This is a genomic window from candidate division WOR-3 bacterium (assembly GCA_039801085.1).
Taxonomy (GTDB): Bacteria; Hydrothermota; Tepidihabitantia; order Tepidihabitantales; family Tepidihabitantaceae; genus JAOABP01.
The window spans coordinates 884394-905891 of sequence record JBDRTY010000001.1 but is presented as its reverse complement, the minus strand read 5'-3'; the positions used below and the strand labels follow the sequence as shown (position 1 = coordinate 905891).

The following is a 21498-nucleotide window of genomic DNA, read 5'->3' as shown; positions in this document are numbered from 1 at the left end:
AGCAACTAAGTCAGACCTTCTGGAGTGCCTGGTCAAGATCGGCAATTAAATCGTTAACATCTTCAATTCCCACCGAAACTCTTATCAAGCCGTCAGTAATTCCCGCCCGCATTCGCAGTTCCACAGGCATTGAAGCATGGGTCATTGAAGCCGGGTGCTGAATCAAGCTTTCGACTCCCCCCAGGCTGACCGCAAGGATAAACAGGTGGGTAGCGTTCAGTAGACGCTGGGCAGCAGTAAGACCTCCTTTGAGTTCAAACGCTATCAGTCCGCCGGCACGGGACATCTGCCTTTTCGCCAGCTGATATTGGGGATGAGTTGGGAGTCCGGGATATCGGACCCAGCTTACCTTTGGGTGGTTCTCCAGAAACTGAGCGATTTTCTGGGCATTTTCACAGTGGCGTTCCATGCGCAGTGCCAATGTTTTGATTCCGCGTAAAACAAGAAAAGCTTCAAACGGAGCCATTACTCCCCCGAAAGAATTGAGAGTTTTTCGCAACTGTTGGTAAAGGTTTTCGTCCCGGACAACGATAATTCCTCCGACTACGTCCGCATGACCATTGAGGAATTTGGTAACAGAATGGATAACGATATCGGCTCCCAGTTCCAATGGCCGCTGCAGAATTGGTGACGAAAAAGTATTATCAACTACAAGGAGGGTTCCCCGGTTCCGGCATAATCGGGCAATCTGGGCAATATCTGAGACTACCAGTGTCGGGTTTCCCGGGGTTTCGATAAATACAAGTTTAGTATTAGTTTGAAATGCGGATTTTACCTGCTCTATGTCTGAACTGTCAATAAATGAAGAAGTTATGCCTAAACGACTGAGAAAATTATGCAGCAGGCCGGCTGTCGGGGCATATACAGATTCCGAACAGATGATGTGATCGCCTGAAGAACACAAACCGGTAAAAACAGTATGGATCGCTGCCATACCGGACGCGGTCGCCAGTGCCTTGAAGCCTCCTTCCAATCGGGCAATGCAGTCTTCCAGCAGTTCTACCGTGGGGTTAAGCATCCGGGAGTAAATATATCCGTGAGTTTTGCCTGCAAATAAATCTGCACCGTGTTGAAAGTCTCGGAAGCGGAAAGTGGAGGTCTGATAAATCGGACTGACTACCGGACCTTCACTCAGTTGTGGCGAACTATAATGTATACACGCGGTTTTGATATCCATTTTTCCCCTTTCAGTTTTTTAACTTATATTAACAGATTAAGTTCGTGTTGCAATAATTCCTCCCGCGGTCTTTGTTGAGGGGGGACGGATTTTGCTATCAGGTTTGACTTGTTTCGTAAACTTTTTATTATCGTGGGTGTACGTATTATTATTTATTATTGCCATTGCTCCTGCTCAAGAAAAACTGGAATACGAGATCCGCTACGGTCCAATTGTAGTTGGCAGTATGGTCCTTGAGCATCTGGAACCTGTGGTAATAGATGGCGAATGGTGTGAGCACCTACGTGCTGAGGTGACGATCGATCAAAATTTTTCGTGGTTCTTCTGGGCGGAATACCGGTTCGAGTCTTGGTGCCGCAGTAAGGATTGGTTGACATTGCGTTCCTATAAAAAGACCCTGGAACGAAATTACCGAAGTGAATATTACATCAGTTTTGTTCATGACAGTACCGTTGCCCGGTATTCTGATGGCAGAGTGTTTGCATTACCCGATTCCGCACGGGATCTCCTTACGCTATGGTACTTTTTGAGGACAATTAACTGGCAAGAAAACAAAGGTCTGACAGTTAATGCTCATATCGACCGCCGAAACTGGAATCTTAAGTTTTGTATCAGTGGCAGACAGATGGTTAAAACAAGGGCGGGCGATTTTTTTTGCCTTGCAGTTACACCGATTACCCTAAGTCCTTTGGGTACAGTATTCCTCAGCAGGGATTACCGTCACCTGCCAGTCGCAATTCGTTCCAAAATCGGCGGCTTGACAGTTACCGCATTTCTCCGTAAAATTAATTACAAAGATGAGTAAAATTTTTGGTGTGATTCTCTGTGGTGGAAAAGGAGAGCGGTTTTGGCCTAAAAGTCGGCGGCGCTGTCCCAAGCAATTTATTCGACTCTTTGAACGCCGTTCGTTGATTCAAGCTACCAGTGATCGCATTAGGAAATTGTGCCCCATCGAAAGACAGCTATTTGTAGCTCCCGAAGAATTTGCCGGTCTTATTAGGCAGGAACTCGGGGTGAAAAAAGAGAATCTGATTCTTGAGCCATTTGGCAGGAATACCGCACCCGCAATCGGATTGGCTGCGGCGACTTTATATCGAGATTATCCTGAAGCAGTGATGGTTGTACTGCCAGCTGACCATTTAATTGAACCTGAATCTGAATTCCACAGGGCGGTTCGGCTGGCAATTAAAGTAGCAGAAACGGGGTTACTGGTAACATTTGGTATCATTCCGACCAGACCCGATACAGGATATGGTTATATTGAACAGGGGGCGGTACTTCTGAGCAAAAATGGACAGACGGTTTATCGTGTGAAAACATTCCGGGAGAAGCCGGATAAAGTGACAGCCCAGCGTTATCTCAGGAGCGGAAGGTTTCTCTGGAATTCCGGTATGTTTGTATGGCGAGTTGATACGATTATGAATGCTTTTGCCCGCTTTATGCCGGACTTCTACAAGATGTTAACACTACTGAGTCGTTATGGCAGTCGAAAGGCGAGAGCTGTTATAAGAAAAATCTATGATCAGGTGGAGTCTATTTCAATTGATTATGCGATAATGGAAAAGGCAGAAAATGCCGCTGTTGTCAGAGCCGGTTTTAACTGGGATGATGTGGGTTCTTGGCTTGCTCTGGAAAGGCGACTCCCAGTCGATAAGGAAGGTAATACTACTTCCGGGTTGTGGTTTGGTATCAATACCAATAATTGTATTATCTATACGGATGAAGGCGTAGTGGGTACCTTGGGAATTAAAAATCTGGTAATTGCCCGGTCCGGTGATGCCCTGTTGGTATCGACTAAGGACGCTTTGAGCGATTTGAAGCAGTTATTGGCAAAGATAAAGGAGCATCCGCAAGGAGCGAGATATCTGTGAAAATACTGTTTGCCACTAATAATCAAGGCAAATTTAATGAAGTGCGCTGGATTTTGCATGACACCGGGTGGCAACTAATTTCATTATCCGAAATTAATCATAATGTTAACGTGCCCGAAACCGGGCAGAGTTATTACGATAATGCAGCTATTAAGGCGCGGGCAGCATTTTCAGTCTATAAATCGTGGACCATGGCTGAAGATTCGGGTTTGGAAATTGATGCGTTGGGTGGTAAACCCGGTGTGCTATCGGCTCGTTTTTTCCCTCCGAATACGACCTATTTTGAACGTAATCGGCGAATACTGGAGATGATAATTGATCTGCCCGCCGAAAAGCGTACCGCCTGCTTTCGTTGTGTTGTGTGCCTTATTACTCCGACCGGAGATGGAAAGTGTTTTGAGGGGGTATGCCGGGGGAGAATTGCCCATACGATTCGCGGTGGTTATGGGTTCGGATATGATCCGATTTTTATTCCGGAGGGCTATGGGCTGACTTTTGCGGAGATGGGGCAAGAAATTAAAAATCGCATCAGTCATCGGGCACAGGCCATTAGCCGGATGGTGCAATTTCTTAAAGAATACCACCGCACATGATAACATAACATAGAAGATTGACATTAATCTGCCAGAATTTATTATTTTGTATACGGGGAGTAGCGCAGTTTGGTTAGCGCACCACGCTTGGGACGTGGGGGTCGCCCGTTCAAATCGGGTCTCCCCGATGCGCCTGTAGCTCAGCTGGACAGAGCATCGGATTTCTAATCCGACGGCCGGGGGTTCGAATCCCTCCAGGCGCGGGGAGAGAGTTCAGGACTATTAAACCAGCAGGTTCCGGGCAATTACGATTCTTTGAATTTCAGATGTCCCCTCATAAATTTCCATACACTTTGCGTCCCGGTAATATCGTTCAACTGGATATTCCTTGGTGTAGCCATAACCTCCGAGTATTTGAATTGCTTCTCGAGTGACCTCAACTGCGGTTGTTGCCGCAAAAAGCTTAGCCATAGCCGCTTCCTGACTGAATCTTGATTTGCCCATATCTTTCTGACCGGCGGCATAGTATACCAGCAGTCGGGACGCCTGAATTTTAGTTGCCATCTCGGCCAGCTTCGCCTGAATCATTTCGAATTCACAAATAGGCTTCCCGAACTGCTTTCGTTCCTTAGAGTAAGCCAGTGCTTTCTCAAATGCTGCTTGTGCAATGCCTACAGCCTGCGCGCCAATATCGATTCGCGAAACATCTATGGTACCAAGTGCAATTTTGAATCCGCCGTTTGCCTCTCCCAGCACATTTTCCTTGGGGACTTCGCAGTCTTCAAAAATAAGTTCACCATTTGCGGTAGCACGTAATCCAAGGAGATCTTCATGTTTTCCGATCGAGAAGCCTGGAAAATTCCTTTCGACGATGAAAGCGGTTACTCCCTTACTGCCCAGCTCGGGGGCAGTTTTAGCAAAAACAACGAAGATCTGGGCGGCACCGGCATTGGTGATAAAACGCTTGGAGCCATTCAGGATATAGCGGTCTCCTTTTAATACCGCCTTTGTTTCCATCGATGCCGGATCTGACCCGGCATTGGCTTCAGTAAGGCCGAAAGCACCCAACAGTTCCCCGGTAGCCATTCTGGGAAGGTATTTTGTTTTTTGTTCTTCAGTTCCCCAGTTGACAATTGGCCAGGCACAGAGGGTGTTGTGTACCGCTGTAATAACCCCCGTTGAACCACACCCCCGGGAAATTTCCTCGATCGCAATCGCCAGCGAGACAAAATCAAAATTAGTACCTCCGTATTTCTCGGGTATGGTCATGCTCAAAAGCCCGAGGTCCGCCAGTTTCCTGATTGTTTCATAAGGGAATTCGGATGAGGAATCAATCTGAGCAGCTTTGGGTTCCAACTCTTTTGTAGCAAAGTCTTTAACCATATTTCGCAGCATTACCTGTTCTTCGGTAAGACTGAAGTTCATTTAACCTCCTATACTTCTCCTTTTAATACTTCCTTGGCGATGATCAGGCGCATGATTTCTGATGTGCCTTCGCCAATTTCACCCAACTTTGCATCTCGATAGACGCGGTTCAGTGCCGATTCGAAATCCAGCGACTGGATGCCGATAACGCTCATCGCAATATTTACTGAGCGCATGGCAACTTCCGATGCAAACAGTTTGGCGAACGCACATTGTTTATCAGCGCGCCTGCCTTGATCTTTAATGATAGCAGCATCGTAAACCAACAGGCGGGCTGCTTCGACTTCGGTTGCCACATCTGCAATCGCCTTTGTTGCCTGCTGAGAGATTTCTCTCTTTTGTGCCCAGTTAATAAGGTTGTCAAGAGCAGATTGTGCCATCCCTAAACAGAATGCACCGATAGAAATACGTCCGCCGTCAAGGGTTTCCATAAAGATACGGTAGCCATCATATTCCTGTCCCAGAAGATTATCTTGAGGAACGAACAGATCCTCAAAGGCGAGTTCTACCGTGTTGGAGGCACGCAATCCCAGCTTGTGTTCTTCCTTAGCAACGGTAAAGCCTCGTGATTTAGTTTCAACAATAAAGCAGGTTATTCCTCTTCGTCCTAGCTTACGATCAAGGGTGGCAGCGACAATTACAGTGCCAGCGAAACCGGCATTGGTAATAAAGCGTTTAGTGCCGTTAAGGACATACCCATTCGCCACTTTTTGAGCTGTGGATTCGATACTGGCAGCATCACTACCTGCATTAGGTTCAGTAAGGCCGAAAGCACCTAAATATCTTCCTTGGGCAAGGGGGGGTATATATTTTAACTTCTGGGCATCGGTGCCAAACTTGAATATGGGATATGTACCCAGAGATGTATGAGCTGCAAGTGTTAAACCGGTAGATGCACATACACGCGAGATTTCTTCTACTGCAATTGCGTATGCAAGATAATCCAGCCCCAGACCGCCCAGTTCCTTGGGCCAAGGGATACCCAAATATCCCCGCGATGCCATTTCCTTGACATTTTCAATTACGAATTTTCCGGAACGGTCGTAGTCACCTGCCCGGGGTTTAATTACTGAATTGGCAAATTCCCGAACTTCATGTCTGAACTGCTGGTGAGTAGCGGGCAGTATCAATTTTCCCTCCTATTTAGATATAATAATGTTCAGGGTCTATTTCTTTCCGGAGGATTCGCAACTGCTCCTCAGTTGGTTCGGAGTTGATGACGATATTATCGGCAAGTAGGAGGTCAAAACCCGTATTGGCTAATACCTGTTCTACTGTTACTCCGGGATTAAGTCCAATAAGACGCATGCGTTTTGAATGCGGTTCAAAATCCATTAATGCAAGATTGGTAACGACTCGATAAGGACCGGTATTAGGTGGTAACCCTGCTTTTTCCCTAGTCCCAGGACCGTAGAGATACCCCGGGGTGGTAAGGAAATCGACCTTGGGAACAAATCTTTTTGTATCATGCTGGCGTATAATTATTATGTTTTTCCAGCAGTGAGATCCGACATCATTTGCCCCCCCGGAACCGGGGAGACGTACTTTCGGGGGCCAGTAGTTGCCAATAACTGTTGTATTGATGTTACCGTACATGTCAATCTGGGCGGCCCCCAAAAATCCATATTCGATAAAACCCCGTTGTGCTGTTTCCATAATATCGCAAATTCCCGACGCCGCAACTGCGCGGTGGAAGGTTCGAGAATCGCCGACAGCAAGCGGTAAGTTCTCAAGTGACGCACCCGTTCCTCCAAATTCAAAAACTGCCACAAGGTTGGGAGCGTGTGTTTTCTTGGCAAGAGCCGCAGCAAGCATTGGGATGCCTGTGCCTACAAACGCAGTTGTTCCATCTTCCATAAGACTGGCTGCAAGGCAGATCAGAAACTCAACTTCATTATATTTAGTGTTCATCATCTCCCTCCAATTTCCATTTCGAGTTTTTTAAGCCGCTCAATTCCTACGAGCTTGATATACTCATCATGACTGCTGCAGCCATAGACCCATCTATTGAGATAGGCTCTGGTCTTTTCAGGGTCGGCGGAATCCCGGTAAAACTGCAGAAGGTGTTCTTCATCACGCCAGTACCGGTAGCACATCTCGCCTGGGTGAGAACCATATTTAGCAGGAACTACAGCATCCACTAGATAGTAGGGAATAATTGTTCTTTCGGGATAGCGCCGGATTTCTTCATTGGATATAATTTCCTCGGCGGAAATGATTAATTTCTTGGATGCACGAGCCAGTTCCACTGCAAATCCGGATATGCCTTCAATTCGGCAATTGCCGTATTCATCAGCCTGATGAACGTGGATAAGGCCGACATCAAGGTAAAGAGCAGGAAGCAAGCATACCGGTTTCCCAGTCCAGGGGTCTTTGGCAATTTTGGCTGCTGAGTATTTAAAAGTATCAGTACCCAGCATTGAACGAACAGGGATAAACGATACACCCATGGCTGCTGCTTTGAACCGCCAGGAAATTGCCGCATTGGACCATTCAGCGGTCTTAACACGACCTGATTCCACCGCACGACGTAAAATTGAGGAAATTCCGTAGAGTTCCCAACCTATGTAAGTAATATCCAGGCAGTCAACAAGATCAGCAGCAAGAAGAAGATCAAGTTCATGGACGCCCTGTCCCGCGACTTTAAGGTGTTTCTTACCCTGCCGAATCAGCTCCCGTATTAGCGACATCGGTGCCCGGACAGTTCCGTATAGTTCAGTTCCGATGTAATCCCCGTCTTGAACGAAGCGTGCAATGGCTTCCTGTTCTGACATGATTTTGGAAACCAATCGGGTATTTTTATGTTTGTGAACCCATTCCCGGAAGCCATCTGGATCTGGGGGGTGAAAGAGTTCTCCAGTGCCTGATTCTAATATTTCCATATAACTAACCTCCAAAAACATTTATAATTTTGTATATTAAAGAAAGTTTAATCAGTGTCAACATTTCTCAGATTCATCTGATTCTTGACTGATATTTAAAAGTTTTTATACTCAAAAAATATGGCAATTGAAAAATACAGGCGTTCCGGTGTTTTGACATTTAACGATCTTAAAAGAAATGGGTTTGTTCCTTCGTATTCTCGGCTCCAGAAAAGACCGGTTGTGTTGATTGAATGTATTGAAAATATCCCCTGCAATCCCTGTGCTTATGCTTGTCCCAGAGGGGCAATTAAAATTGAAGGTGCTCTTATAAACAAACCCAGCGTAGACTTTGAAATTTGTAACGGGTGCGGGATATGTATAACCAAATGCCCGGGGTTGGCAATATTTGTAATCAATTACAATTATACCAAAACCCATGCTTCCATTGCGATGCCGTATGAGTTCATCCCGCGTCCTCAACCCGATGCTAAGGTTTTATGCCTTGATCGCAACGGTAATAAAGTTTGTTACGGCAGGGTTATCAAAGTTCTTGACAGTCAAAGCTTTAACCGGTGTGCAGTTGTTACTGTTGCTGTTTCCAAGAGATTCTGGAAAGATGTAAGGCATATACGATTGATTTGATGTCAGATGATACCTTTTCTAGGCTATGATATCTAATTTTTCCTCCAAAAGGGGTATAAAAATAAGGGAAAAGGCATGGTATTATGGGGCATGGCAATAGAACAAAGCGTGCAGTAAAGAAATCTGCTTTAAATTCTGTTATAGTTTGTCGGTGCGAGGAGATTTCCGAAGATGAAGTTCGACAGGCGATTAAAAATGGCTATCATTCGCCCGAAGAGTTAAAACGGATATTGCGCATCGGAATGGGACATTGCAGTGGAAGAGGGTGCATGAGGGTTGTTGCTAGAATGATCGAAGAAATAGCCGGCATTCCCATAGCAAAATTGCAGTTTCCCAAATCACGACCACCGGTAAAACCGATAAAATTGCAGTTACTCGGTCAATACAGATATGAGTCGGAAAACAGCTGATGCAGTAATTGTAGGCGGAGGAATAATTGGTGCTGCCGTAGGATATCATCTTGCTAAGGCAGGTTTTAAAGTGACTTTGTTAGAAAAAAAATTCCCGTGCGCCGGATCGACTGGTCGCTGTATCGGGGGTATCAGGGCACAGTTTTCCCATGAGTTAACTATTAAGGTGATGCTTCTAAGTATTAAACTATTTCAAAATTTCAAAGAAGAAGTTGGGGACGATATTGAATGGTATGCCGGCGGATATCTTTTTTTGGCTTTTGACGAAGAACGTAAAAGATCATTCTTGAAAGCAATAGAAATTCAGCGGCAATGCGGTCTTGATGTTGCATTTGTTAGTGCTGATGAATGTGCGCGTATTGTTCCGGGATTGAATACTGAAGGATTGATCGGGGGGGCATGGTGTCCTACGGACGGACAGGCGAATCCATTCAAGGTGACATTTGGCTATCTGAAAAGAATGAGGGATCTGGGTTCTAAAGTATATACAGAAACGGAAGTTGTGGGTATAAATATTAACAAAGGGCGCGTTGTTTCAGTGGTAACTAACAGGGGAGACGAGTTCTTTGCTCCAGTAGTCCTGAATGCGGCCGGTCCTTGGGCGTCAGAAGTGGGGAGGATGGCGGGAGTAAGTGTACCAGTTACACCGGATCGGCATGAGGCGCTGGTAACCGAAGCAGTTGAAAGGTGTTTGGATCCTATGCTGGTTGATTATCGTTCTGATGGCTGTTACTTCCTTCAGCATTATGGAACTGGACATATAATAGGTTGTTATACGCCGGTTCCTTTAGTTCCCGGCTACCGTTTAGATTCAAGTGATGAATTTATTACTGAGATGCCGCGAAGGATGATACGTTTGCTGCCGAAGTTATCCAGTGTAAAAGTTTTGAGACAATGGGCGGGTTCTTACGAAATGAGTCCGGATGGCAATCCAATATGCGGTCGAACATCGATTGAAGGATACTTTGTGGCTGCTGGTATGAGCGGGCATGGTTTTATGTTCGGTCCGGCAATTGGTAAATTAATGGCAGAAATGATTACTACAGGAAAATCTACGATAGACTTATCTGAATTTCGGTTAGATCGTTCCTTTACGAAATCTGAAGCAATGAGATAATAGTGTAGAACTTGCAGTGAAAAGTCCGCTAAGTATACTCTGATATGTCTAAGTGTTTGTACTGTTCAAGACGTGGTAATCGGGTATGTACTGCTGTTAAGATGGAAATTTGTTCACAATGTTGTGGCCGCCTGCGACGGACAATTATTCAATGTCCTGATGGATGTGAATATCTATTAGAAAGTAGAAAAGCAGCCTTAGAGAAGTTGCTGAATATATACGGAGACAGTGAATTTGAAAGAAATTGGTTCGAAGTGCTACACAATTTGAGGCTGGCAATAATTAGGACTAAATCTTCTCCCTTCCCCAATGACGATGAAATTGTTGCGGCATTAGAAAATGTTATAGAACGCCGACGCATACAGGAGAAAGGTTTGATTTATGTGCCCAAGTCAGTGAATCCCAATGTGCAGCTATTAGTTTCTGGCTTGGAGAGAATTTTATCTCACTACGAAAAACTGGGAACTGCCAATACAGCCAAGTACGAATCATCGCAATTAAATACTTGCCTAAAGTATATACTCCGTCAAGTCCGTACAGCTAGAATAAAGGGTGTTGATATAGTGCGATTGATTTCAGGAGTTGTGGGAATGAATTTTGTCAATATTGATGCAACAATTTCCTCTTCAAGGGAGAGGGTTTCATGATTAATTCCCTAATTGATAAGGTATCCGCCGTATTGGTGGGATCATTATTTGTGTTCAATTTTTTGTTGGCTCTACCTCAATTACCTGAATCTCTATTCTCTCACAGTCCCTTTATTTTCATCGTTGAACAAGTTCTTCCTTCTGTAGTAAATATCTCGACGGAGCGAAAAATTAAAAATTCAAATCCGGTTAAACCTTGGAATGATGAATTTTTTGAATTTTTCCCGTGGGATTTTTATCTGCCGGAACGAAATGCCTATTCTTTGGGTTCTGGCGTTATTATAAGTAGTGACGGTTACATTGTTACTAATAACCACCTGATTGCGGGTTATGATAATATCATAGTGAAATTACATGATGGAACCGAGTTGAAAAATGAAAATATTTCAATAGTAGGAGTTGATCCCCAGACTGACTTGGCTGTTATCAAAATAAAACCCACGGTTTCCTTGGTTCCGATAAAATTTGCCGATCCTGCCAGCATCAAGGTGGGGGACTGGGCGATTGCAATCGGCAATCCATATGGTTTACAGGGAACCGTAACCGTTGGCGTTATTTCTGCTATTGGAAGATCGGGGTTTCAGCTGCCCGGAGGACCTACTAGACAGGATTTTATCCAGACCGACGCAGCAATTAACCCAGGTAATTCTGGCGGAGCACTGGTTAATATCCGCGGAGAGCTTATTGGTATAAATACAGCCATCAGTTCCCCACTGGGGGTAAATATCGGTATAGGGTTCGCAATTCCAGTCAACTATGTAAAAAATGTAGCCGAACAGTTGATAAAATACGGAAAGGTAACCAGAGGTTATCTTGGAATTGTACCCCAAGAAATTACCGAACAGTTGCGAAAGGCTTTGAAGTTAACTGTTAATTACGGTATTTTGATTAGTGAAGTAATACCTCATACGCCTGCAGAAAAAGCCGGTTTGCGGGTTGGCGATGTGATACTGGATGTTAATGGAGAGCCGGTTACAGGTGTAAAACAGTTTCGGGAGAGAATTGCCGATTTAAGACCGGGAACCCAAGTGACATTGCGGATTGTTCGTAAAGGAAGTATATTAATCAAGAGGGCGGTATTAACTGAATTTCCTAAACTAATTCAACCCCAACTGCCGAGTGAGCAGGATCGAAATAATAATTGGCTCGGTTTGGAGGTTGCAGATTTGTCTTCTGAAGATAAAGAAAATGCTGAGTGCGAACAGGGCGTTAAAGTATTATCGGTCAGGCCTCGTTCGCTTGCAGAAGACGCCGGCTTCCAACCCGGTGATATTATTTTAAAAATAAACGAACGACAAATTGCGGACCATCATGATTTCGAACAGATCACTAAGGAGATTGCCGGGTCAAAAGAACCGGTTCTTGTATACATTAAAAGAAACCGGCAACCGATGTTTATTGCGGTTCAACCACGAAACTGATAGACAATGAAATTTGAAATCATAAAGAGCTATAGGAGGTAGTATAGAGAGCAGTTCTGGTATTTAATGGTTTTAGCAGATAGTAATACAAGAAAAGTTCATTCTCCAGCGCCAGTTTATCATAAGAGTTTGTATTTGGTGTTATTAATTATTAAAAGGAGAATTTTATGCACCCTTTGATTTTAGACGGTAAGTTAATTGCTAAACAGATCAAAAATGAGCTTAAGGTTAGAGTTGCAGAATTAAAAGGACATGGTATAAATCCTAAATTGAGCATTGTTATGATCGGCTCATATCCTCCTTCACTTATATATGTGTCAAATAAAGTAAACGCCTGTAAACAACTGGGAATAGAATCCGAAGTGATTCAATTTCCTGAAGAAACTCAAGAGCAGGAAGTGATTGACACAATCAATCGTCTCAATGAAAATCCAGCAGTTCATGGAATTATCCTTCAATTACCACTTCCCCAACATATTGATACTGAGGTAATGTTGGGATTAATCGCACCCAATAAGGATGTTGATGGGTTGACACCAATAAATTTGGGACGATTGTTAGCCGGTAACCCAGTTTTTGTCCCCGCAACTCCAGCAGGAATCGTAGAATTGCTTCGACGATACTCAATTAAGACATCAGGCAGACGCACGGTGATAATCGGACGAGGTCTGTTAGTGGGCAGACCTTTGGCAAATCTACTACTTCGTAAGGGTGAGTATGGAGATGCTACAATCGTCGTTACTCACAGTCAAACCAAGGATTTGATTTCAATATGCAAAATTGCGGAAATACTTGTCGTGGCAGTTGGCAAACCTAATTTTGTTACCGGGGAGATGATAAATGAAGGAGTGGTTATTATTGATGCTGGTATCAACAGAACCAATGAAGGAATAGTTGGTGACGTAAACTTTGAATCTGCAGTTCGTAAGTCATCAGCAATTACACCGGTTCCTGGTGGGGTGGGACCGATGACAGTAGCAATGCTGCTGAGCAACACGGTTTTGGCTGCTGAGTTAAACTCGGGATTAAAAACGGAGCGTCAATGAATATAACAGCACGGATTGAAAGTGACCGTCGGCTAATCAACCTCCATCTGAATCGGATTTTGAAATTTGGCGTTGCAGTTCCCAAACGACTTGCTGCTGCAATGCGTTATGGTGTTCTCAGTCCCGGGAAACGCATCAGGCCGATTCTGGCACTGGAGACCTATTTTGCATGTGGTGGGAAACGACGTGACTGGATATTGCCTTTCTGCTGCGGATTGGAATTGATACATTCCTTTTCGCTGATTCATGATGATCTTCCAGCCCTTGATAATGATAATTACCGCCGGGGTCAGCCTACCGTTCACCGAAAATTTGACGAGGCGACGGCGATCATTGCAGGCGATGCGTTACTAGCGAAGGCATTTGAGGTTTTTGCATTGAGCAGGGCACCCGATGAACGGAAAATCAGGGCCATACATGCCATTTCCTCAGCCATTGGACCCAGCGGAATGGCAGGCGGTCAGATTCTTGACATTGATCAATTTTCACGAATAGATTATTTCAGAATCGCGAAATTAAAAACAGCAGAATTCTTTGCGGTTGCCATCACTACTGGTGCTATTATCGCTGGCGTCAGCATCAAACAGGAAAGGTGGTTATTTAAACTGGGTATCGATTTGGGAACTTTATTCCAATTGACTGACGATTTACTCGACTATGCGACGGACCGCTCGGATTCGTCTGTTAGGCGGAATACCAAATTAACCTTTAATCAATTACAACTTGAAGCACAGAAGTTAGCCCAAAATACGGAAATGAGATTTCGCCAGTTAGGCCCTGAATTTGACTTTTTCGCTCAATTGACAGAGTTGATTCTTAAACGGCAACAATGAGGATTATATGCTGGAACAGATTGAATCTCCTGAAGATTTGAGAAAATTATCGGTCAAGGAACTGCGCATGCTTGCTGCTGAGATTCGGGAAGTGATAATTACTACTACCGCCCGGACCGGCGGACATGTTGCCCCTAATTTGGGAGTGGTAGAGTTAACACTTGCACTTCATTATATTTTTAAAACACCTTATGATCGAATAATCTGGGATGTAGGGCACCAGTGTTATACCCATAAATTAATTACAAGCCGGAGGGAAAAATTTAACACCCTTCGTCAATACGGCGGAATCGCCGGTTTTCCCAAGCGCTGTGAAAGTAAATACGATGTATTTGATACAGGACATTCAGGGAATTCAATATCCGTTGCCTTAGGAATGACAGTTGCTGACCGACTGCAGAATAATCAGCGCCGCACAATCGCGGTAATAGGAGACGGTTCAATCGTCACCGGTATGGCATTTGAATCGTTAAATCATGCAGGGTCACTTCAAGAAAATATTATTATCATCCTCAACGACAATGAAATGTCAATCGCCCGTTCTTCCGGTGCGATGGCTTCTTATTTGAATCGCGTAATCACCGGTCGCATTTATAATCGCATTAAGGAAGACACCTGGGCATTACTGGGATATCTTCCGCGACACCTTAGTGAAAGAGCACGCATAGCAGCACGAAAACTTGAAGAAGGATTGAAAAATCTTGTCGTGCCCAGTATTTTTTTTGAAGAGCTCGGTTTTCGCTACATTGGCCCGGTGAATGGTCATGATTTTAATGAACTATTGACAACTTTTAAAAGAGTTGAAAATCTCTCTGGGCCGATTTTAATCCATGTGGTTACTAAGAAGGGAATTGGTTACGAGCCCGCCCTTGAAAATCCGGAATTGTTTCATGGAATCGGCCCATTCGACATCAAAACTGGTGAACCTTTACCTCATCCGGCAAAAACTTTTACTGAACATTTTGGTGCAAAGTTAGTAGAGTTGGCACAAAAAGATTCCCGCATTGTGGCAATCACTGCCGGCATGTGTCTCGGGACCGGTTTAAGACATTTCCGCGAAAAATTTCCCGACCGTTTTTTTGATGTCGGAATTGCAGAGCAGCATGCGGTAACATTTGCTGCTGGGCTTGCTCAGAATGGAATGAAGCCGGTAGTTGCAATATATTCTACTTTTCTCCTTCGTGCTGTGGATCAGATTTTGCAAGATGTTTGCCTGCAGAAATTGCCGGTAGTATTTGCCATTGACCGGGCGGGTATTGTCGGCGAAGATGGTCCTACCCATCACGGTGCTTACGATTTAAGTTATCTGCTGATGATGCCGGAAATGGTTGTTTTCGCGCCGCGCGATGGACTAGATTTGGAAAATATGCTCGAATTTGCAGTAAACTATGATGATGGTCCGGTAGCAATTAGATATCCACGCGGCGGTAGTGAAGAGGTATCAATTCCAGTTATCCGGAAACCAATCGTGCCAGGAAGTGGTGAAATCTTAACTGAGGGAACTGATGGGGCAGTGCTGGCACTCGGATCGACCGTAATTCCTTCTTTACATGCTGCCCAAAACCTGTCAGCTCAGGGAATTAATATTACGGTAGCAGATGCCCGTTCAGCAAAGCCGATTGATGTTGCACTGGTAAGGCAGCTGGCGATGATTTGCGGGAAATTGATTTCAGTTGAAGAAAATACTCTTTATGGCGGATTTGGAAATGCGGTGAGCCTCGCTTTGGAGAAAAACAATATTCCCTGCCGATTGCGGCGCATCGGTCTTGAAGACCGTTTCATTGAACATGGTCCAAGGTCGCTTCTACTTGAGCAAAATAATCTGAGTGCGAATAAATTAACCCACATCTTCAAGGAGTTCTTTCAGTGAGCAGACCGATCAGGGTTTTTCTTATTCTGTTTAATGGGGCAATTGCCTACTCTTTACTTGAGCAACCTCAGATAGTTCCCCGGGTAGATTACTCCATGGGAGTTGTATTCCTGGAGAAATGGCAAAATAACACTTATCTTGGTATAGATAAGATTGTTCCAATTGATCAGTATCTTGAGTATTCTATCAAAAACGCTGTGGTTACTGCCTGGCAGAAGCAGGCACAGCTAACAATGCAACAGCGGGAACTGGCAGCCGAACCTTCAGGTCTGATTCCTGATATCCAGTTGCCCAAGCTGCCACTTTTGGGCGAAGGTTCGAGAATTGACATCTCGGGAAGTGATCGAATTACTCTGGGGGGCAGCCAGACAGTAATCAAGGGCGCAACGCAGACATTCAGCGGTCAGAATTTATTTCCGGAACTGAAACTGGAGCAGCAGCTTGCAGTTAATGTAAACGGGACAATCGGAGAACGAACTAAAATCACCTTGGATCATAATTCTGAACGCGAAGAACAGCAGAATAAAATAAAGCTTCAATACACAGGAACCGAGGACGATATTGTTCAATCTGTAGAGCTTGGTGATACCCGTCTATATATCCCGGGATCAATTTATACCGGTGACCTTCCTGCGCATCAGGGTTTGTTTGGAATATCAGCACGAGGTAAATTTGCAGGTGCGGATATTTACGCTGTTGCGTCACAGGAGGGTTCTCAGAGCCAAAGCCAGAATTTTACAGGGCGGCGCCGTATTACTGTTGATACTATCTGGGATACGGATTTCGTACAGCGGCGATTTTACCGATTGCCCGGTGTTGACAGTTCTGAGCGGTTAACCGGGTTAAGAGTTTATATCGATGATAAAAACTCGGGTAACAACCAGGCAACAACCAAGGCGATTGCGACTGTTTTCCCCGATAATCCGGATTCAGTGGTATCGAATCCCAGTTGGTGGAGTTACGATCGTACCGGCGGTGATTTTGACCTAAAAGTTCCGGGGGTTGATTATGTCTTGCAGCCCGGCAACATCCTTGAGTTTATATCATCAATAGAACGGAATTATGTCATAGGGGTGGTAATCTATAAGGAGAACGATACAATCGGTGGGCAGACGCTTCGCGATTCTCTGGTTCTGTGTTTAATTAAGCCTGAAGTTACTGATTCTCTTTCTCGGGCTTGGGACCTGCAACTGCGCAACTGCTATCAATTAAGGCAGAGTGACGTAAAGTTAGATACGATCAGGCTGTACCGGTACAATCCCGAAGGACAGCATTATGACTATGAAAATAGCCGAGAGAGTCCTTTTTTTGGCAAGCCATTTTTGCAAATTTTAGGACTTGATCCGGATGGCGACGGTCGGCTGGATTACCCGGTATTTGAAAGCAAATCGGGTTTAATCAAATTCCCAATGGAGCACCCGTTTGCCTATGAATTACTCTCGGTTAAAGATTCAATAATTTATCGGGTTGATCCGGATTTTCTGCCTCCTGGTGCGGGCAGAAAATATTTCATGGTAGTTTCCTACTACACGCTTACTGAAACTTACTATTTGGGGCAGACCGATATATTAGAAGGTTCGGAAAGAGTGACGGTAAACGGTCAGGTGAAAACTCGAGGTACAGATTACAGCATTGACTACAAAACAGGAATACTTACCTTTTTAAAACCCCTACCACCGGATGCCGATATCCAGGTGAATTTTGAATACCAGCCTTGGTTTTCGATCACTCAAAAATCGCTTGTCGGAACCAGAGTCGAGGGAACATTTCTTCAGAATGGGAAAATCGGCACGAGCTTTTTTTACCGCAATGAGGGTATCCGCGAAGAAAAACCGCAGCTGGGTTCAGAACCTTTTCAAAGGATGATTGCTGAAGGAGATATTTCCTATGGAGCAAGTTCGGATGCGGTAACGGCATTTCTGGACCGACTGCCTTTGCTTTGGACACAAACTCCGTCCCGCTTTGAGATTAAAACTGAGGGGGCAATTTCTATGCCTAATCCCAATACCCGCGGTGTTGCCTATCTTGATGATTTCGAAGGCACGGTTATATCGCGTGATGTTTCCAATACCGCAATGCTCTGGTCGTTTGCCTCCGTCCCGGTTACTAAAGATACGGAGAACTTTGCTACGGCACCATTGAAATGGTTTACGCCCAGAGAGAAAGTAAGAAAGGACAGTGTTTTCGGCCCTGATATCGGTGATGAAGGAAGGGAGACGCGTGATATTTTAAAACTGGTGTTTACGCCTGACAATGATGTATCATGGGCAGGTATCATGCAGGCGCCAGCAGGGCAACTGGGAATGAACTTTACTGAAATTGAGAACCTGGAAATGATTCTCCGATCACGCAAGGGGAATGGGAATGTTCATATTACTGTTGGAATGGCAATTGATGAGGATGCGCCACGCCGTTCCCGGGATGGAACAATCAAGGGATATAATGGTTACTTAGATACCGAGGATCGCAACGGAAATGGAGTGCTTGATGAATGGGAAGATACCGGTTTAGATACAATATTTGGTGAAGATTCGCTCTGGAATCAGGGGTCAAATGATGAAGGCAACGATGATTACGATCCGCTGGAGAATCAGAGTGGCACCGAGGGCAACCGCCGGCTCGATGCCGAGGATATCGATCGCAATGGTTTTTCCCGGTATAATCATTATTTTGAATACACAATCTCCTTAGAAGAAACAAAATACTCTACACCGTTATTTAATGGATGGCGACTGTATCGACTGCCCCTGCGGGACAGCACAATTTATTCCAAGGTAGGCAATCCCAAATGGGAAGATATCAGAATTGTGCGAATATGGCTCGATGGGTTCAGCAGTACCGATACTATTGAATTATTCAGTCTGCAATTTTTAGGTACAAAATGGCGGAACCCGAGAATCAGCGATATTACGCCCAGCAATTCCGCACCACTTGATACCAATGAAAAGATCTGGGTGTCCCAGGTTTCCAAGAAGACAGATACCAGCTATAGTTCGCCTTTTGAACTTAAGCGGGATGTTACCGGAATTATTGAAACTGAGGCATCACTGCTGCTGGGTTATCGCAATCTGCATTCCAACCGCCAAGCGTGGGTGGTAAAGACAACAACCAGTGGTGAGGACTACCGTGATTACCAGGACTTGCGTTTCTTTGTTCACGATGATGGGAACGAACTTGAATGTTTTATCCGCCTCGGTTCTGATTCAATAAATTACTACGAATTCCGGGCACCGATCACTTCAGGTAGAAGAATACCGGGACGAGATGGCAAATGGTTTGAGTTTGTAATTCCACTGGATTCTTTTCCCAAACTCAAGGTTTTCAGAGAATCACTTCATATCCGCCCGGAATCAATCTATTCGGTCCGGTATCAGGATTACGTATTTTCAGTGCGGGGAAACCCGGTTCTGTCAAATATTATTTGGAATGCGCTGGGTATTGCCAATCGGCAGCAGAGGCAGGTAAGTGGAGGGATCTGGTTTGATGATATGCGACTGACGGCACCGCGGAAAGAGCCGGGTTATGGTCTGACCGCACAAACAACCGTTCAACTGGGTGACTTTGTTGCACTGGGATTGCGGTGGAACTATTCCGATCCCAACTTCCGTAGATTTTCTGAGGCACGCGGGGTCCGGACCGGTGGTTACAGTCAAAATCTGGGGGCAGATATCCGGTTAAACCTTGATCGGATTCTGCCCCGTCAGTGGGGAATTTCAATTCCAGTAACTTACAATCGTACTCGTCAGACCAGTTTGCCTAAATATTCGCCGATCTGGCCGGATTTACGCCTTACCGGGGTGCAGCAGGAGTCCCGCTCCAGTGCCAGCCACAGTCAGGAAATTGTCCTCGGGAATTTTGTCAAGCAGAAGTCGGGGAACAAGATTCTAAACTATACTATTGAGGCGATGAACTTTTCTTGGCGCCGGCGCTGGGCGGGAAATCACAATTATCCATATTATGATTCCAGCAATTACACGGGCTGGCAGTGGGGTTATGGTATCAGACCGGAGTTAAAGATCCCGCTCGGAGGTGATAAGGAACTTTATCCGCTTCCCCGGGAGATCAGGCTGGGGGTTAACAGTGGCGCCCGCACCGATATCCGTTCAGACACCATTCGTGCCGATACAGCCCGGGGGAAAGGGGTCAGCAGTAACTTTGATATCAGTTTTTCTCCAGTGGAAGACCTGTCCATTGATTATGGCTGGGATTCAGAAAGAGATCTTCTCGTGAGTGCTCAGGATACTGCGTTGTTTCTCCGATTAGGTACTGAAGCCAGCCGAAGTGAAAACTTTGGTGTCGCTTATGAGATCGAAATTGGTGATGTCCTGACGCCGTCGATAGAATTTGATGGGGAATTTAATCAGGAGCGTCCCAAGACCGGCAGTAGATACGCTGACTATCGCAACCTGACTAATTCCGGCGAACTCACAATTGGAACAGCGTTCGATGTTGCGGAAATTTCTGAACGGCTTGAATCCAGAGAATCAAAGGGGCGACCAGCAATGCAGTCCCAGATTCGTTCCCCGCAAATGCGCGGCACAAGGCGCGGGATAGATACTTCTGGAGACAGTATTGCGTCCCAAGTTATTACCGACTCTACCAGTACAACCGCCGATTCGGGTTCAACCACAAAGTCAAGTGTTTCATCAATTAACATTGCGAAGTTTTTGCGGGGAATAACCAAATACTTCGAACCAGTGGAAATCAATTATTCCATTTCCCGATCCAGTGATTACCTCGGAATACAACAGGTGGCTCCCTGGCGATACCGGTTAGGTTTCAGCGATACCATTCCTCTTGATTCATTGACCGGACGGGTGAATCGCACTCGTGACTTAAATAACAGTCTGCGTTTCTCCGGCGGGATCGGATTCCGGGAGTTTTCAGCACGAGTGGGGTATGATTTAACCCGCAGCAGAACGCGGGCGATCCTTGGTGCCCATGCTGATCAGAATATCGTTTGGCCTCAGGTTGAATTGAACCTGGGCAAGGTGCATAATCTCTTTAAAACTTTAGCCACGGACTCCCGTCTTACGAGTAATTATCGCCGAGTTTCAAGTATGCGGGCGGAGCTGCTGCCGGTTGCAACCGGCGGAGAAACTCTGGCGGTGTTTGGTCGTGGAGAAACGCGGACGGCAGATTTTAATCCGCTGATTTCCTGGCAGACAACATGGAAAAAAAGGGTTTCCTCCAACATCGCATTTAATTACAGCCGGAGTTTAGCCATAACCTATTTGACTCCCAGTGGCATCGGCAGAAGCGAAATTGATACCCGGAATCAGGGAATAAATGGTTCTCTTTCCTATGCCTTCTCAGCACCGCAGGGATTGAAAATCCCATTTCTGAGAAATGTCCGCTTCTCTCAGGATGTAAGTTTAACCTGGCAGTTCCGCTACGGTCAGACTATCCGCCAACAGTCCGTCTGGAATGAAGCTGGCGAAGTCAATACTGTTCCCCAACAGCGGGACAACACCGCCTCAACATCGCTTGGTGCCTCGTATCGCTTTTCCCGCACAATTGAAGCCGGTCTTAATACCGGCTACAGTTATAGCAAGGGCATTACTGGTATCAGTAATGAGCGTGTGGACCTTAATATGTGGGTCCTTTTCAAATTCTAATGAATCAACGGGAGAAAACAGTTC

The 21498-nt window shown here is 45.3% G+C and carries 17 protein-coding genes and 2 tRNA genes; 14 read left to right on the top strand and 5 right to left on the bottom strand.

All coding sequences use genetic code 11. The annotated features are described in order from the left end of the window. Positions 1 to 10: 10 nt before the first annotated feature. Positions 11 to 1177, bottom strand: a complete 1167-nt coding sequence (locus tag ABIK48_04215) for an aminotransferase class I/II-fold pyridoxal phosphate-dependent enzyme (GenBank protein ID MEO0021358.1) — start codon at positions 1175 to 1177, stop codon at positions 11 to 13. Between the two features lie 136 nt (positions 1178 to 1313). Between ABIK48_04215 and ABIK48_04210 the strand changes: the two genes are divergently transcribed. The 5 genes from ABIK48_04210 (at position 1314) to ABIK48_04190 (ending at position 3844) form a co-directional block, all read left to right on the top strand. Then, complete coding sequence (locus ABIK48_04210) at positions 1314 to 1982, top strand: DUF3108 domain-containing protein (GenBank protein MEO0021357.1); 669 nt, start codon at positions 1314 to 1316, stop codon at positions 1980 to 1982. Further along, positions 1975 to 3048 carry a mannose-1-phosphate guanylyltransferase gene (locus ABIK48_04205; protein MEO0021356.1) on the top strand — a complete coding sequence of 358 codons (1074 nt, stop codon included), beginning with the start codon at positions 1975 to 1977 and terminating at the stop codon, positions 3046 to 3048. The genes ABIK48_04210 and ABIK48_04205 overlap by 8 nt, the downstream gene beginning before the upstream one ends. Further along, the gene (gene rdgB / locus ABIK48_04200) at positions 3045 to 3641 is read left to right on the top strand and encodes an RdgB/HAM1 family non-canonical purine NTP pyrophosphatase (protein MEO0021355.1); all 597 of its coding nucleotides are present in this window, start codon (positions 3045 to 3047) and stop codon (positions 3639 to 3641) included. The genes ABIK48_04205 and rdgB overlap by 4 nt, the downstream gene beginning before the upstream one ends. Positions 3642 to 3694: 53 nt before the next feature. After that, positions 3695 to 3769 (top strand) — tRNA-Pro (locus ABIK48_04195). 1 nt (position 3770) lies between these two features. Beyond that, positions 3771 to 3844, top strand: a tRNA-Arg gene (locus tag ABIK48_04190). Between the two features lie 19 nt (positions 3845 to 3863). Here the strand turns inward: ABIK48_04190 and ABIK48_04185 are convergent. The 4 genes from ABIK48_04185 to ABIK48_04170 are packed head-to-tail and all read right to left on the bottom strand — an operon-like array spanning position 3864 to position 7909. After that, the gene (locus ABIK48_04185; protein ID MEO0021354.1) at positions 3864 to 5006 is read right to left on the bottom strand and encodes an acyl-CoA dehydrogenase; all 1143 of its coding nucleotides are present in this window, start codon (positions 5004 to 5006) and stop codon (positions 3864 to 3866) included. An 8-nt stretch (positions 5007 to 5014) separates the two neighbouring features. Continuing rightward, positions 5015 to 6136: an acyl-CoA dehydrogenase family protein gene (locus ABIK48_04180; protein MEO0021353.1), complete on the bottom strand. Its 1122-nt coding sequence runs from the start codon at positions 6134 to 6136 to the stop codon at positions 5015 to 5017. Between the two features lie 13 nt (positions 6137 to 6149). Further along, positions 6150 to 6917 carry a CoA-transferase gene (locus ABIK48_04175; GenBank protein MEO0021352.1) on the bottom strand — a complete coding sequence of 256 codons (768 nt, stop codon included), beginning with the start codon at positions 6915 to 6917 and terminating at the stop codon, positions 6150 to 6152. Beyond that, positions 6917 to 7909, bottom strand: coding sequence for a CoA-transferase (locus tag ABIK48_04170; protein ID MEO0021351.1), 993 nt, complete (start codon positions 7907 to 7909; stop codon positions 6917 to 6919). The genes ABIK48_04175 and ABIK48_04170 overlap by 1 nt, the downstream gene beginning before the upstream one ends. A gap of 99 nt (positions 7910 to 8008) precedes the next feature. Between ABIK48_04170 and ABIK48_04165 the strand changes: the two genes are divergently transcribed. From ABIK48_04165 to sprA, 9 genes are all read left to right on the top strand, one after another. Continuing rightward, complete coding sequence (locus ABIK48_04165) at positions 8009 to 8512, top strand: 4Fe-4S binding protein (GenBank protein MEO0021350.1); 504 nt, start codon at positions 8009 to 8011, stop codon at positions 8510 to 8512. Between the two features lie 83 nt (positions 8513 to 8595). Then, positions 8596 to 8922: a (2Fe-2S)-binding protein gene (locus ABIK48_04160; protein MEO0021349.1), complete on the top strand. Its 327-nt coding sequence runs from the start codon at positions 8596 to 8598 to the stop codon at positions 8920 to 8922. Further along, complete coding sequence (locus ABIK48_04155; protein MEO0021348.1) at positions 8903 to 10039, top strand: FAD-binding oxidoreductase; 1137 nt, start codon at positions 8903 to 8905, stop codon at positions 10037 to 10039. The genes ABIK48_04160 and ABIK48_04155 overlap by 20 nt, the downstream gene beginning before the upstream one ends. 101 nt (positions 10040 to 10140) lie before the next feature. Next, positions 10141 to 10686 carry a hypothetical protein gene (locus ABIK48_04150; GenBank protein MEO0021347.1) on the top strand — a complete coding sequence of 182 codons (546 nt, stop codon included), beginning with the start codon at positions 10141 to 10143 and terminating at the stop codon, positions 10684 to 10686. Next, positions 10683 to 12107: a Do family serine endopeptidase gene (locus ABIK48_04145; GenBank protein ID MEO0021346.1), complete on the top strand. Its 1425-nt coding sequence runs from the start codon at positions 10683 to 10685 to the stop codon at positions 12105 to 12107. Before ABIK48_04150 ends, ABIK48_04145 begins: the two co-directional genes overlap by 4 nt. 167 nt (positions 12108 to 12274) lie before the next feature. After that, positions 12275 to 13153 carry a bifunctional 5,10-methylenetetrahydrofolate dehydrogenase/5,10-methenyltetrahydrofolate cyclohydrolase gene (locus ABIK48_04140; protein ID MEO0021345.1) on the top strand — a complete coding sequence of 293 codons (879 nt, stop codon included), beginning with the start codon at positions 12275 to 12277 and terminating at the stop codon, positions 13151 to 13153. Further along, positions 13150 to 13986 carry a polyprenyl synthetase family protein gene (locus ABIK48_04135; GenBank protein ID MEO0021344.1) on the top strand — a complete coding sequence of 279 codons (837 nt, stop codon included), beginning with the start codon at positions 13150 to 13152 and terminating at the stop codon, positions 13984 to 13986. The genes ABIK48_04140 and ABIK48_04135 overlap by 4 nt, the downstream gene beginning before the upstream one ends. Before the next feature lie 7 nt (positions 13987 to 13993). Then, entirely contained in the window at positions 13994 to 15856 is a 1863-nt protein-coding gene (gene dxs, locus ABIK48_04130; protein MEO0021343.1) for a 1-deoxy-D-xylulose-5-phosphate synthase, read from the top strand. After that, complete coding sequence (gene sprA, locus ABIK48_04125) at positions 15853 to 21474, top strand: cell surface protein SprA (GenBank protein MEO0021342.1); 5622 nt, start codon at positions 15853 to 15855, stop codon at positions 21472 to 21474. The genes dxs and sprA overlap by 4 nt, the downstream gene beginning before the upstream one ends. Positions 21475 to 21498 lie beyond the last annotated feature (24 nt).